This is a genomic window from Neobacillus sp. DHD-1R (genome assembly GCF_057747995.1).
The window spans coordinates 2,706,878-2,720,766 of the sequence record NZ_CM173232.1 but is presented as its reverse complement, the minus strand read 5'-3'; the positions used below and the strand labels follow the sequence as shown (position 1 = coordinate 2,720,766).

Here is a 13,889-nt window from a genome sequence, read left to right as displayed (position 1 = left end):
GGGCTTTATTATTAAATTAACCATTGATTAAGGTTTCTGAATTCCCACCTTTTGTGAAATACTCCTTTTAGCAAGTTCTTGACTGCTCTTCTCCGCACGTTGATCAAAGAAAACGTCGTAATCATCTTTCCAAATACCGAAAGCATCCAGAGCGTCTATAAGGTGTGTTTTCATTGCTTTATCCAGGTCTTTATTCCTTTTATCAAAAATTTTCATGTATTTAGAAGGCACTTGTGCACGGATTCTATTTTTGTTTAAGAAGTCATCGACGATTGTAATATTCACAATATGATTAATATAAAATTCATTTTCACATTAATTTTTTAGATAAGTTCGCGGGAAGAAGTGATGATAATTGCGACTATTTGCTTGCTTGAGCCAATCATTATTAATTCTTACAATTGAATTATCATTAAATGATTTTGGCTCCTGGTATGCCATTAGACATAAAATAGCTTTTATAAAGCTACGATTAGCACTAAACCAACCATTGTTTATAATATTTTCTTTACTTGTATCTGGATGAAATATCCAGGGAGTTGATTTTTAAGTATCTGATCAATCCTTTTAATATCTTGAGCTGATTTTGTTTCAACACCACTTGAATAACGTCCTGTCAATGATATACGCCAAAAGAAATCATCGAGATACTTCTTCATTTCGTTAACTGGCTATTTCGATGATGGTAAAAAAAGTATGAAAATGAAACTATCAAAGCATTATAGGGTAAAATTTTTGTAACAGGTATACGATAATAATTTCTAAAATATTCAACTGCCTTTTCAAGCGCATCAACTGCTTGAACCCAAATATTAATTAATGATTGTTTATCTATTCCAAAATATTTTTCTAGCACATTCACCCACTAGAAGAATAGAAATTGTTTGCAGTATAGTAATATCGGAAATTGTTTCATAACCGACCTGTTCTAGCCTCTCAATCAGACCTTCAAATTTTTCTGCTAATTCAAAATCTTGATCCGCATCATATGTTTTAGCCACCATAATCTCAAAAACAGTTAAACTTTTTCCACCAACATTTAAACAAGTAAATACTTCAGTCCAACGTCAATTGAAGCACCTCTAAGTAGAATAGTTGAAGCGGTTTTTATAATCTTCTAATTTTTGATACTCTAATTTTTGATACATGGATGTAGTATATGCTGCTAAAACTGATATACCTCCATGGAGTAAATTTTGTAATGAAATTACTTCCGATGAATCCCCTTCTTCAACTGATGTAATAATGATTGGATCATTCTCATTAGCAACTTAGTCTACATAAATGACTGAGAAATCATCTGATCCTTTATCTCTTTTAACATTTAAACTAGCATACAAACTGGTCATATGCTGCTGACCATCTAAAACATACTGAACCATAGATCCTGGAGGCGTATCAGGTAAATTTGTTAAACCTATATTTCGTACCGTTCTGAGCTTTTCTTTAGACTCCCACAGTATAAACGTTCCGATTGGGTACCCCTTAATAATACTGTCAATCAACTTGGCAAACTGATCTAATGTCCAAACAAAGTCTCGGTGGAATTGTGTATTTTAATTATTCCCTTATCAATATCATCTATTAAAGTAGAAAAAGTTATTGATTGTGGTTCTGGTTGATACATTTCAATTCCCTCCTAATCGTTTTCATTAGTAAATTTTCCTCATAATATTCAAGGAACTGTTTTTCAAATTCATCTTCCTCAGTAAGCACTGCTTATTTGGTAAGTTCAATTTCTATTTTATAGTTTTGTTTATCTCCCTCAATCGAGATAAACTCAAAATCATTGACAAAAGATATCCTCATAATTTCATCTATTCTAAATTTATGTATTAAATAACAATATCCATAAGTCTCATCTGAATAAAATTAAATTGAGTTAGTACCTGTAATGTAGTTTTTTTCAGTAAGATTCTTATATGGTGTAAAAAAAACACAATCATACAATGTAACTTCATATGTTCAACATTTTTACAAGAAAGCTTATTGTATCTGAATCAATATAGTTTTTAAGAAATTCCTTAAAACCAAGATCCATGGATTTTTGAAGGTATATATTTTTTATTTCTAATTCATCCACATCTCTTGATTCAATTTTATTTCGAAAGAAACCTTTAGATGTTATATTCTTATATTCTGCTTCTAACATTCTATTAAACATAACTTTTGCCCCATCAGTAAGGAGAATTTCTTTGTGGCTTTCTTTATCAACGAAATAAACTCAAAATTATCTCGGTCAACCCTTAGACTCCCACTAATATATTTATTCTTATCCAAATCTGTTTTTAGCATATCTTGACCGCTAGATAGATCAATATCACCTTCATATGTTTTTTCTATACGATAATAGGTCAGCTTTACTTCATCATGAAGCTGCAAACCAACTGTGCTATTATTAGGTAGCTTCTTTACAAGCATTTGGACATAAACCAAAAGCTTATGAAGGCCTGCGTCTTTGAAAGGAGCAATTTGACTAATATATGAATACGAACGAACATATTTACTCAATGCACTTTTACATTCAGCTTGTTCTGTCTCAGGCAAGTCATTATACCGATCAACTACACGATCAACGATATGATGTAGCTCAGCCAATTCACCTTTTCTCTGACGCAGTTGAGGGCGGAAAAAGACCTCTGCATACTCATCTACTTCTACTGGTACAGATATCTGATACCCATAGACACGGTATTTCAAGTCATAGATCAAGTTAAAGTCAGTGACATCAGACAGTTTGGTAGCTTCATAATATGGTTTAAATGATGCAAATAAATCATCAGCTTCGTTAACAAAATCAAGTACAAACGTGTCCTGTTTCGCTAGGTGTGTACGGTTTAAACGCGATAATGTCTGAACTGCTTGAATGCCAGATAGCTTTTTATCGACGTACATTATATGAACAACGGCTGATCAAACCCTGTTTGGTACTTATTACAATTAAAAAATGATACTTCGTCGATGCAAACAGCTTTGGTAACTCACTTGCAGCAAAACCATTAAGTTGAACCTCTGTACATCCCCACCTGATACATCCTCAAATTTTCGTACAGCTGTTTTTAAATTATCAAGGAGACCCTATGTAGGGTGCCTTCTAAGAATTCAAACGCATAGACAAAACCATCCAGGAATACTTCCTGTTTTTCATGAAGATACGCTCTGACAAACCTTATACGCTTGCAGAGAGCTGAACGCAGAAAAGGAAAATGCGTTGTTTTCGACACTGTAGAATAATATCCGCCTCTCCCCAGTCGAATTGAAATTGGAAGTCCAGTGGAATGAAGGCTTCCTGAATTTGTTGCCTGCGTTGGGCTAAGATTTTACGAATGTTAGTGGCAGAGCCTTTAAAATCATATTCATCTTGTAACCTCCTAAATATTTTAATGGCGGTATGCTTTTGTTTTCTCAAGTTCTTTTGATCGTCTTCTAATCATTGGTCAATGATTGGAATTACCCCCTTTGTTTTTGGAGAAAATTCTTTTGTTCCGTAAACGTTTTTTTCTTAAGACTGCTGTCGGTGCTGTATTGTTTTTAAGGTATTTACTTACAGTGCTACTGGATATTCCAAGTTTTGTAGCTATTTGTCTTTGCGATAAACCTTCAACCTCTTTTAAGAATTTGATATTATGAAATTGAGCCCTTTCGATCGTCCTTATCGTCCTCTCATATGAAGTAAGTTTGGTCACTTCCTATCATCTGAGAGGTTAATAGAATTGGAAATCATGTGGCTCATTTTTATGTGATCAAATCATGGAAAAGTGGCTCAATTAGATTATCAAAAACATCTAACCCTAATTATAAGTAATTTATTTAAGAGCCTATCTGCAATACTTGAAGGAGAACAGACATATAAATCACAAAAACCAACTAATGGATTTACAAGAATATTATACCATCAAAAGAGGTTCATTGTACTATTGTAATGGTATTCTATATTAAGGAGGAGTGATGCGTGCTTTAACAATAAAATTTCCACTTGATTTCAGAAAAAATGAATCTTCAAGACTGCAAGTTCATATTTAGATTTTTATGGAAAAATAAAAGAAAGGAAGTTTGCTATGCAACTATCTGATAGAAATAGTCGATTAGTACTTGTATTATCTGGTATAGGACCTTTTCCAATTGGTGTGGAACAAGTAACCTCAATTATACATTTTGTAAATGCACTAATTATTCTTTGGGTTGGAATTTTATATTATTACTTTGCACTTCATAATTATGGTAACTATGATGATGCTGAGAGCAATAAGGTCATTGAAAAAGCAGATAAGTACTATCGACTTTTGTTGAACATTAGCTATACTAGTTTTCTTATGGCATTATTTTTAATAATGATTCTTTTTGCTATAGTTCCACTTTTTATGGCATATAAATTAGTGTTTTTAATTTTTGTCAACACCGGTTTATTTCTCCCCAATTTCAACGGAATAAAAATCCCCATTTTAAACGGTTACCTTACTTTGGCAGGGAGGATCTTTGCCCTCTTCTTTTCTCTCAATCGATAGGAATCACCCTTAATGTTAAAAGTGACAGAGTGAGGAAGAAGGCGGTCGAGAATAGCTGTAGCTAACACATCATCCCCAAATACCTTCCCCCATTCTATAAATGACTTATTAGAAGTGAGAATTATGACACCGTGCTCATAACGCCTAGACACTACCTGGAAAAATACATTAGCTGTAGCTCATCAAACGGAAAGTAGCCGACCTCATCCAGGATAAGCAAATCTGGACGACTCCATTTATTCACTATTCGTGCAATTCTTCCTTTAGATTGTGCCTTACGGCATTCTCCTACCATCTCGTCTGCCGTTAGAAACAGGGCAGTAGCTCCCTGAGTGAGTGCTTCGATGGTAAAAGCAATAGCTAAGTGGGCCTTTCCAACCCCACGGGGACCTAGTAAAATTCTGTTCTCGCCATTTGCAATTTATCGACTGGTCAATGTTTCTTTTACTCGTTGTTCACTTATGCTTGGCTGAAAAGAAAAGTCAAAGTCATGAATGGTCTTGGTGTAAGGCAACTTCACTCGTTTGATTCTTTTGGAAAGTTGACTGGCTTCACGTTTTTTCCATTCATGAGAAACTAGGGTGCCTAAGAAGTCAAAATATGATACATTATTGCTAGAAGCGTTCTCTAAAGTCCTTTTGATTGCAGAGTTTTATTGAAGAATAAGGTAAATCAAAGAAATGATAATATGCTAAACCTAAGAATAAGACAAGCAAAGTTTCCATTTCCAAAAACTATTGATTCGTTTGACTTCACGGCTGCCCCATATATTATTAAACCGAAGGTTTTAGGACTTCATAGAAGTGAATTCATTGATAAGAAAATATTATTCTTATAGGGAACTCAGGAACGGGCAAATCTCATTTTAGTATCTCATTAAGCTATGCAGCTTGTCACAACGGCTACAGTGTACAATTAAGAGAACTTAATTGGATGGAGCAACAATACAATATTATTCTAATAGGACCGCCTGGTGCGGGGAAAACTCATATTGGAATTGGCCTAGGAATAGAAGCCATTTCAAGTAAGGCCGACTAGTACACCTATTAAAAACAGAAGAGTATTTTCGGAAAATCGCAGATGCAGTTAAAAAGAATAAAAGAATCAGATTTAGTAATTATTGATGACCTTGTATTTGGCAATGGATCAACGTGAAGCTAACCTGTTCTTTCATCTAATTAACCATTTATATGAACGAAGTTCCATAATCTTGACCTCTAATAAAGGACCAGAAGAATGGGTTGAATTAATGGGAGATCAAGGAATCACAACGGCTATATTGGATCGTTTGCTTCACCGAGTTGAGGTTATTCAATTAAATGAAAATGACAGATATAAATTAAAGCATAGATTTACCATTTTTGGGAAGGAAAGTGTTCAAAATTAATCAGCAAAAAGTGTTCAAAACAACTTGACGATTACAACAATCTGAAACGAAACTATTAGCACTAGAAAAGCGCTGGCTAAAGGCCGATTTAAATATTCTAGACGATGTCGGATATATACCTTTTAGTAAAGCTGGGGCTCAACTATTGTTTCAGTTCTGTGCTTCTCTTTACGAAAAAGGAAGTATGATTATAACTAGTAATCTTGAATTCTCTAACAGGACCCAAGTTTTCGGTGACGATCAAATGACTGTTGCGTTAGTCGATCCCTTAACTCACCGTTCTCACATTCTAGTCATGAATGGTGATAGCTACAGTTTTAAAGAATCATTGAAATCCAAAATACAATAGTATCATCCCCCAACTTCGCTAACCAAAAACTTTACCACTAAAGTTGGGTTTTTTTATAACTGTGGATGGTCAATTATTCATTAGCGAGGTGGTCAACTTTTTGATTGACAAAAACAAGTATTTTATTTAATTCAATTTTGCGATTATAAAGGAGGTATCCATGATCAAATGAAGAGTACTATTCCTTTAATAAGTACTCTCTAACCATTTGCAATGATGTCCATAACTTTTCTGTTATTCTGTTCGTTTTTTGATTTCTCTCATAACTTCATACCATTTTTTTCTAACAACATCTATGTGCCTCCTTAACCGTTTACTTGCTATCGGTAAAGATTCGTATACGGATAGATGTGCAAATTCAACTGTTATTATATATTCTAATAGTTTTACTTCCTCAATTGACCAATTGATTTCTTGCTCAAGTTTAATCTGTTTGAATGAATCTCTATATTGTTTAGGAACATGATTGTACCAATAACTATGACATTTATTTGCTGATATTCCGATACTCCTACTGACATCCTCCAATATCGCATTTAATGTACGGCCTTCTCTTGTACCCTCTAAAATAGAGGTAATCAGTATCTGCTCTTTATTTTCGTCCCAATCACTCGAAACAAGGTTCTTTTCTAATTGAGGAACTCTCTTTTTTAATGTCTCGTTCTGTGTAGTTTCAACCGCTTTATTATTAGCTAGAGGTTCCTCTTTAGTATTGACATCCTCATTTTTCCCAGAATTTGCAATTAAAAAATAGTGTTCAATTGCCTTTTCAATAAGTATTGATTTAGTAATATTATTCATTTCGGTATATTCATCAATTTCGTTGGACAATTGTTTATTTAAATATATTTTTATGTCTCTTTTACCAGGACTCTCTTCTTTTTCAACTTTCCTTTCACTTACAATCTCTTTTAATATGGAATACTCCTCATCATTAAAATTAAAAGGTGAATTAGATTCCTGTATTTCCTCTGTTTTAATAACACTCTGATCATGATTAAGGTTATTTGAGTTCCTTTCTTTAATAAACTCAGATTTTTCTTTTAAGATATTTAATTTATACTCAGAATTTTCATACGTAAACTCATATCCAACCAATAACAATTGTTTAATAAGTTGAAATTCAGTTATACTATATTGGATAGCCAGGCTCTCTATTGAACTTGTATTACTAAAAATATCTTCTGCGAATTTAACTAGTAAATCTTTACGATTTATGTTAGTCCAAATTTTGAACACGTCATCATATCTATATCCTTCCGAGCTTAGAATTGTTAATAATTCGTTTTCTTTTATCCCTGTGTACTCTGCAATTTTTTTAAGTGTCTTACCTTGGTTGAGTTGATTAAGAATTTCTTCACTAGTAATGACCTTCGGTTTCTTTGAGTCCTGTGAAGTTATTTTTTTCTCCTGTTTAGTCTCTATTAAAACCTTACTACTTTTTAATCCATCCTTCGTTTTCCACCTATTACTATTTTTGTCAAATATATAGCCTAAGTCCTCTATTTTTCGATTTAACTCATCAACAAACTGCAGCCTTTTCTTCTTACTTTGTCTATACCTTTTTGATAAATCAAATAATGAAATCCCATTATTTAATTCATTAATTGCTTCTTCAACTAATTTATCTTCTTTTATATCAGTCCATAAATAAAAGAACTTGTCAAATCTATAACCAGCATCTTGAAGTTTCTTATAAATTTGGTCAATGTCAGTATTAAATGCTTTAGCTATAGAGGCGATTCCGACATTGTTATTTAATCTTTCAGCAATAAGTTTCACATATATTCCACTTTTATAAGGTGATGTATTTTGGGTCATATCTTGTGATTGTTTCTCTATACTAACTGATTCAACAACTGAAGTAACTGATTTACTTGGGCTGTCCTGCTTAGAGGTTTTCCTTTGCTGAAGTTCAGCTAGTAAAACATCTTCTATTTCTTTTATTTTTTTATTGTACTTGTAAACAGTTTCTGTTCGTTGTGATAAAAGATATAAGCCACGATCTGTAAACAATAAATCCTCAGATAAATATCTTAAATAGGGTAAAGCGCGGAGTATTTCCAATTTTTTACCTAAATATTGCTTAGGAAAAATAAAATGAGTATTTTCTTTTAAATCTTTATAATATTTATTAAAGGCATATTTAGCATCAATATTTAGAATTTGAGTAACTTGCTTCATTGTAAAAAGATTTCTACCGTTAGCTATAAGAACAATTGGCTCACCAGTGTTTAAATTATAAACTAACTTTCTATTATCAATGGTAGAAATTCCAAATGGAGGTATAGTAAACTCTTCAAGCATCCAGATTTTTTTATATTTTGCTCTTTTTAATTCTGCCTCAATAATGCTTATAGTTGTACGTTCATTTTTAGCAATGTCATTAATGTCCATTTTAAGACTATTCAATTGATTTAGGTATGATTGCATTGTTGTTGATAATCTCGGAGAAGCACTTTCTCCTATATACGTCCATCGGTGCCTAAAATTATTGTTTTCTAAATTCCTAATTATTACTTCTTCATTTGTAAAGTATCTAAGTGATATTGTTTTTAAGTCAAGTTGTTCAATGAACATGGTCGAAACAATATCTAACAATATAGAGAAGGGTAGCTCTTTACTTTCTTTTAGCCATATTTTTTTATAATAGTCAAACATATAATCCGATTTTAATAATTGTGCTCTAAAAAATTCATCACTAACATTTAATTCACCAAGTATTTTTTCAATTGGTTCATTTTTATTAAGTCTGTTAGCAATATTTTCAAAATCAATGTCAGCCGATTTAAGGTCCTGCTTGTTTTTAATATAACTGTTTACAATATCTAAAATATCCATTTTTATTCATTCCCCTATTCAAGAAAACAGAAAAGGTTTGATTGTAAGTGCTCAATCTATCTCCAAAATTTAAGATAATGTTCAAGAGCTTTTTCTATTAGGTTGGATTTTGTAATATTATTTTTCTCTGTATAATCTTCTAACTCATTTAACAAATCTGTACTTAAGTATATTTTTATAGCTTTTTTGCCATTTACAAGTTCATTATCTTTCTTCTTCTCTTCTAATATTTCTTTTAAGAGTGTAATTTCTTCATTCGAAAATACAAATTCTTTATCTGGATTACTGGGGTGCTTAACTACTTCTGAAGGTTCATGATATGTTGTTTTTATATTTTCTTCTACTAAGTTTTCTTTTTCATTAATATTGAAACCTTGGAAACTCAATTGTTCTTCCAAATCTTTTTTTGTTACATTATAGTTGTTAGCAATCTCATCTATTGTATTTTTTTTATTAGTTATTTCAGCAGCTATCTTTTGTAGAATAGAATTTCTATCTTCGTTAATCCAAGTTTTAAAAAATCCATCATATTTGTACCCTGCAGACTTTAGCATGATCCTCAACTCTTGGGACATAATGCCCAATTGTTCCTCAATCGTTTTTAAGGATCCTCCCTGTCTAAGAATTTTTATAATTTCATCAATTGAAATTGTCAATTGTCTTTCAGAAGGTACATCATGTTCTTTAGAATTATTATTGTCAGTTACTTTATTCGTTACCTCAACTTTTAGATTTTTAACAACGTGAGAAGAGCCTTCTTTTAATAACCACTTTTTTGTTTTTTGGTCAAAATTATATCCACGTGATTCAATTTTCCTTCTTAACCTATCAGCAAAATGTAATCTTTCATTTTTTTTTCCTTTTCTATATTTATTAGTGAAGTCATATAAGGTTATACCTTTGTTTAATTCTATTATTGCTTCTTGAATTAATTTTTCCTCACTACTACTAGTCCAGATATTAAAAAAAGTATCAAACCTAAAACCAGCCTCCCTCAAGAATTTATTGATATATGTTAATTGAATTCCATATTCTTTTGCGATACTTGCAATCCCTTGATTCATATTTAACTTATTAACAATAATCTCAGCATTTAAATCTTCAAGATTTGGAGTTTTATGGTGTTTTTCATTTAAAGCTAAGCTAATATCTGAGATTATATTGTCTTTTTCATTGTGACCTAATTTGGACTCTACATTTTGTTTTTCAAGAAACAGTATATTTTCTAATTCTTTTACTATTTTGTGTGATAAAGAAGTTGTTTGGGTATATGTTGCGAGTAAATGTAAACCTCTTTCTGTAAATAGTTGTAAATTCCTTAAATATCTCATATGCGGTAGAGCCTTAAATAAATCAAGATTTTCCCCGTAATACTCATTTGCGTTAATAAAATGGACATTTTTTCTAAAATCTTCGTAATATTGATTATAAATCGGTCTCACATTAATTCCTAAAATATCTTCAATTTGTTGCAGTGTGAAAAGCATTTTTCCATTATCAATTAAAACAATTGCTTTTCCGGTATTAATATCATAAATACTTTTGTGATTATTAACAGCAGTAATACCATAAGGAGGAAAGAATGAATTCTCTAACATCCAAAACTTCTTATAATTTGCCTTCTTTAATTCTTCCTCAATCTCTAAAACTGATAAACCTTCACTCTCAGCCACTTGGGTTATGTCTTTCTTCATTGAATTTAATTGATATAATACATCCTTCATTCTATCTGAAAGATTTGCCTGTGGTTGGTCCAATTTCATGGTCCATCGATTCCTAAATTTCTTGTTCTCTAATTCCTTTATAATTAATTTTTCAGGTATTAGATAATTAAGTGAAATCGCTTTTAAATCGAGTTGATCTGTAAACATAGAAGATACTATATCTAATAGAATTTTAAAAGTGAGACCTGTACTTTCTTTTATCCACTTTTTTTGAAAGCTATCAAACATGTAACCAGACGTAAGTAGTTTATCTTTTAATAATTCATCACTAATATTAAGTTCAGTTGCAATCTTCTCTATTGATTCTTTATTATTTAGTTTGCTTACAATTGTATCAGTATCGATAGTTTCTGAATTTAACTCTTGCTTGTTTTTAATAAAACTATTAACAATATCTAAAATATCCATTGTCAATCCCCTATCTTAAACAAATAGAAAAGGAGATTTCCTCTCCTTCTCTTTTTATTAAAAAATCATATCAGCAATACCTTTTAGATTTCTCTCTTTTTCAGAAGTATCAGTTTCCATATTCATAATTAACTCAAATATATTGTTTAACATATACTTAGGTTGTTCTAGTAACTTCTGTTCTAAAATTTCAATACCACCCGCAGCATATTCCTCAAATATATTTAATTTCTGGTCAAATGAATCATCATCATCTTGAAGTATATTGACATCTTGAGTTTCAGCGAGTGCTACCATATTAATCATAGGTTCGTCTGTATCCAAACTAAAATTATCCCAAAGTAATCCTTCTGCGGATCCTGAGAAAGGCTTTCTCTTTTTTTCCATAAATCCAAGAGTACCAGCAATCATAAAAACCTCTTTATAGGAGTTAAAGATTCCAAATTCATCTTTATCTGTTAATTTACGATAGATACTATCCTGTTCCTTTGGACGTTTTATTCTTCTTCTGATCATTTACCTTACCTCCTGAACAGCAGTAAATTCATACGGTTTATCTTTATTTGTTCTAGGGTCGTTGTACATTAACTTATATTCCTTCCCTATGAGACTATGCATTTGTGCTTCGACCTCACCTCGCCACTGAGAAGTAGAAACGATGACGATTAACTGATCGGCCAGTTTGTATATATTTTTACCCACTCTCTCTCTGTGATCGGAGTCTAAGGCACCGAACGGAGAATCCATAACAATAGGGTAAATTCCACCTTCATCAAAGTCGCTTTTTGTTTCCTTCTTATATTGTTCTCTAGCGATATCAACAATTGCCCCTATAAAAGATAAACTAGTAATTTGTCGTTCTCCTTGAGACATCCCAACTAGATTTCCTTTACTGTTAACCACTTGTAGTTCATAGTTATTGGAAAGTTCTATACTATAATTTTTTCGGAGAAATTGACTATAAACTTTATTAATTTTTTCCTGTAGTTCAGTTCTAACCAAGCCTTCTCTAATGGTTAGTATTTGCTTCATTACTTCTTCAAGCGATTCACAAACCTCAACCCTTTTTTGTGTAAGTTTTGCTTTATCTGCTTGATTTTCTATTTTTGATTGCTCTTGTTTCTTATCTTTTAATTGTTTTTCATTATTTTTTTGTTCATTCTCCAATTGTCCTATTTTTCTATCAATATCACTTTTTTGTTGAATAAGCTTTTGCCGTTTATTTTCTAACTCACTGATTTCTTCTGAATCTTTCTCAGATAGTTTAAGACCTATTTCTTCAATTTCTTCATTTAGTTTTTTCTGTAGTTGAATTTTACTCACTTCAGTACTTTTCAGTTGTTTAAGTTCTTTAAATATTGTTTCCTTCTTCTCACGAATGACACCTAAATCCATTAAGGACTCCATTATTTTTTGTTCTACTGGTGTAGAGTTGATTATTTTTTTAATAGACAGCAAATGGTTATAATGGCTTGAATCCTCTCGAATATGAGTGCCACAAATACATGTACCTTGATCAATTAAGTTATCAATAAACTTATTAGATATACCTGTAATGACGTCATCACTCTTTTTTTCTTTTAGTATTAATTCAGCTCGTTGTAGGGCAGGATAGCTGAAAGCCAGGTACCCCTGTTTTGTTACGATATCTGAAATTTGTTTTTGAACTTCACTAATGTCCTTTTTATTTTCTTTTATTTCTGCATTTTTGGCGTCTCGTAATTCTTGAAGCTGCTTTGCTCCTTCAATGGTTTTTAATCGTTCCTCTAATTCTTTAATTTGTTTTTCAATAATACTAAAATTTTTCTTTTGTAAATCTAAATCGGTAACAAGCTCACTTTCCTTATTTTCCAAGTTTTCGATCTCTTCAATTAGATGATTCGTTTTTGAATCCCCAAACTTTTTCATTTCACTTCTAAATTTTTTCCGCGCGCTAGAAGTATGGGCAATTCCTCTTTCTAATATTTCTAGTCCCATTATTGATTTAATAGCACTTTTTATATCTTCCGTTCCACTATCCTTAGAAAGATTGTCAATTCGTTCACCATCAAAAAAGAAATAAGTACGTAAATCAGATGGTAAGGTTCTTTCCACTTCCATTTGTGGGTTATTAACGATTTGAGAAAGTCCGTCTTCCCTATACTCTAATCTTAGTTCCGGGTCATAATAATAGACACCATTTCTCCCTATTTCTGCTTTAATACTCCTTGTTACAGTATAAGATTTATTATTATGGTTATATTTTAATGAAACAAATGCATCAACATACTCACCATCTCTAGCCATGCTCAATGCATGTTCGTTTATAATCTTATCTTCATTTGGTAAATTTAATATTCCATATAGGCACCAGCTAAATGCATTTAATAGAGCGGTTTTACCCGAACCATTCTCACCATGAATAACTGTGATATTTCTTGTAGGAGAAGTAGAAAAATCAATCTTTTGAGTGTTAAAATATTGTCTAAAGTTCTTTAAGGTAATTGACTCAATTATCATTAATCCTTAATCCTTTCCTTAATAATGTTGACGATTTCACTTACGATTGTCGTCCCCTGTAGTGTCTTTTTGTGAAGAATGTCCTTTTCTGCTTGTAAAATTTCTTTCAGTATCAATGTATTTATATCTGGTAATTCACTTAAAATCGAATGAATTTTTTCTTTTTCCTTTTCCAT

Annotated in this window: 11 protein-coding genes and 2 pseudogenes; 3 read left to right on the top strand and 10 right to left on the bottom strand. The window is 31.7% G+C overall.

Annotated features, from left to right (window positions below; all coding sequences use genetic code 11):
• Positions 1-27 precede the first annotated feature (27 nt).
• From AC3ANL_RS13140 to AC3ANL_RS13125, 4 genes are all read right to left on the bottom strand, one after another.
• A complete protein-coding gene (locus AC3ANL_RS13140) occupies positions 28-216 on the bottom strand; it encodes a hypothetical protein (protein ID WP_488324891.1) in 189 nt (62 codons plus the stop codon).
• Between the two features lie 1,055 nt (positions 217-1,271).
• Positions 1,272-1,505 carry a DUF262 domain-containing protein gene (locus AC3ANL_RS13135; RefSeq protein ID WP_488324890.1) on the bottom strand — a complete coding sequence of 78 codons (234 nt, stop codon included), beginning with the start codon at positions 1,503-1,505 and terminating at the stop codon, positions 1,272-1,274.
• Positions 1,506-2,145: 640 nt separating this feature from the next.
• A complete protein-coding gene (locus AC3ANL_RS13130; protein ID WP_488324889.1) occupies positions 2,146-2,895 on the bottom strand; it encodes a hypothetical protein in 750 nt (249 codons plus the stop codon).
• A gap of 542 nt (positions 2,896-3,437) precedes the next feature.
• A complete protein-coding gene (locus AC3ANL_RS13125) occupies positions 3,438-3,686 on the bottom strand; it encodes a helix-turn-helix domain-containing protein (protein ID WP_488324888.1) in 249 nt (82 codons plus the stop codon).
• 372 nt (positions 3,687-4,058) lie between these two features.
• Here AC3ANL_RS13125 and AC3ANL_RS13120 point away from each other — a divergent pair, with 372 nt between their 5' ends.
• Positions 4,059-4,505: a hypothetical protein gene (locus tag AC3ANL_RS13120; protein ID WP_488324887.1), complete on the top strand. Its 447-nt coding sequence runs from the start codon at positions 4,059-4,061 to the stop codon at positions 4,503-4,505.
• Here the strand turns inward: AC3ANL_RS13120 and istB are convergent.
• Positions 4,451-5,148: pseudogene (istB, locus tag AC3ANL_RS13115) on the bottom strand (IS21-like element helper ATPase IstB). The gene AC3ANL_RS13120 and the pseudogene istB sit on opposite strands and share 55 nt — an antisense overlap.
• A gap of 221 nt (positions 5,149-5,369) precedes the next feature.
• On the opposite strand from istB, the pseudogene AC3ANL_RS13110 reads away from it, so the two are divergent.
• Together AC3ANL_RS13110 and AC3ANL_RS13105 are read left to right on the top strand one after the other, a co-directional pair.
• Positions 5,370-5,892, top strand: a pseudogene (locus AC3ANL_RS13110) (ATP-binding protein); the annotation flags it as partial.
• Positions 5,893-5,986: 94 nt separating this feature from the next.
• Positions 5,987-6,241: an ATP-binding protein gene (locus AC3ANL_RS13105; RefSeq protein ID WP_488329722.1), complete on the top strand. Its 255-nt coding sequence runs from the start codon at positions 5,987-5,989 to the stop codon at positions 6,239-6,241.
• Between the two features lie 234 nt (positions 6,242-6,475).
• Here the strand turns inward: AC3ANL_RS13105 and AC3ANL_RS13100 are convergent, their stop codons facing one another.
• From AC3ANL_RS13100 to AC3ANL_RS13080, 5 genes are read right to left on the bottom strand one after another with little or no spacing between them, the layout of a single operon-like run.
• The gene (locus AC3ANL_RS13100) at positions 6,476-9,082 is read right to left on the bottom strand and encodes a hypothetical protein (RefSeq protein WP_488324886.1); all 2,607 of its coding nucleotides are present in this window, start codon (positions 9,080-9,082) and stop codon (positions 6,476-6,478) included.
• 56 nt (positions 9,083-9,138) lie between these two features.
• Complete coding sequence (locus AC3ANL_RS13095) at positions 9,139-11,214, bottom strand: hypothetical protein (protein ID WP_488324885.1); 2,076 nt, start codon at positions 11,212-11,214, stop codon at positions 9,139-9,141.
• Between the two features lie 57 nt (positions 11,215-11,271).
• Complete coding sequence (locus tag AC3ANL_RS13090) at positions 11,272-11,730, bottom strand: DNA phosphorothioation-associated protein 4 (protein ID WP_488324884.1); 459 nt, start codon at positions 11,728-11,730, stop codon at positions 11,272-11,274.
• Positions 11,731-13,713, bottom strand: coding sequence for an AAA family ATPase (locus AC3ANL_RS13085; RefSeq protein ID WP_488324883.1), 1,983 nt, complete (start codon positions 13,711-13,713; stop codon positions 11,731-11,733). It abuts the gene before it with no gap.
• Positions 13,713-13,889, bottom strand: coding sequence for a hypothetical protein (locus tag AC3ANL_RS13080; RefSeq protein WP_488324882.1), 177 nt, complete (start codon positions 13,887-13,889; stop codon positions 13,713-13,715). Before AC3ANL_RS13080 ends, AC3ANL_RS13085 begins: the two co-directional genes overlap by 1 nt.

Bases quoted from the DNA above. Each gene is read 5' to 3' on its own strand.
- AC3ANL_RS13090 (WP_488324884.1), bottom strand. From the start codon at position 11,730: ATGATCAGAAGAAGAATAAAACGTCCAAAGGAACAGGATAGTATCTAT.
- AC3ANL_RS13085 (WP_488324883.1), bottom strand. From the start codon at position 13,713: ATGATAATTGAGTCAATTACCTTAAAGAACTTTAGACAATATTTTAAC.
- AC3ANL_RS13100 (WP_488324886.1), bottom strand. From the start codon at position 9,082: ATGGATATTTTAGATATTGTAAACAGTTATATTAAAAACAAGCAGGAC.
- AC3ANL_RS13130 (WP_488324889.1), bottom strand. From the start codon at position 2,895: ATGTACGTCGATAAAAAGCTATCTGGCATTCAAGCAGTTCAGACATTA.
- AC3ANL_RS13080 (WP_488324882.1), bottom strand. From the start codon at position 13,889: ATGGAAAAGGAAAAAGAAAAAATTCATTCGATTTTAAGTGAATTACCA.
- AC3ANL_RS13120 (WP_488324887.1), top strand. From the start codon at position 4,059: ATGCAACTATCTGATAGAAATAGTCGATTAGTACTTGTATTATCTGGT.
- AC3ANL_RS13095 (WP_488324885.1), bottom strand. From the start codon at position 11,214: ATGGATATTTTAGATATTGTTAATAGTTTTATTAAAAACAAGCAAGAG.
- AC3ANL_RS13140 (WP_488324891.1), bottom strand. From the start codon at position 216: ATGAAAATTTTTGATAAAAGGAATAAAGACCTGGATAAAGCAATGAAA.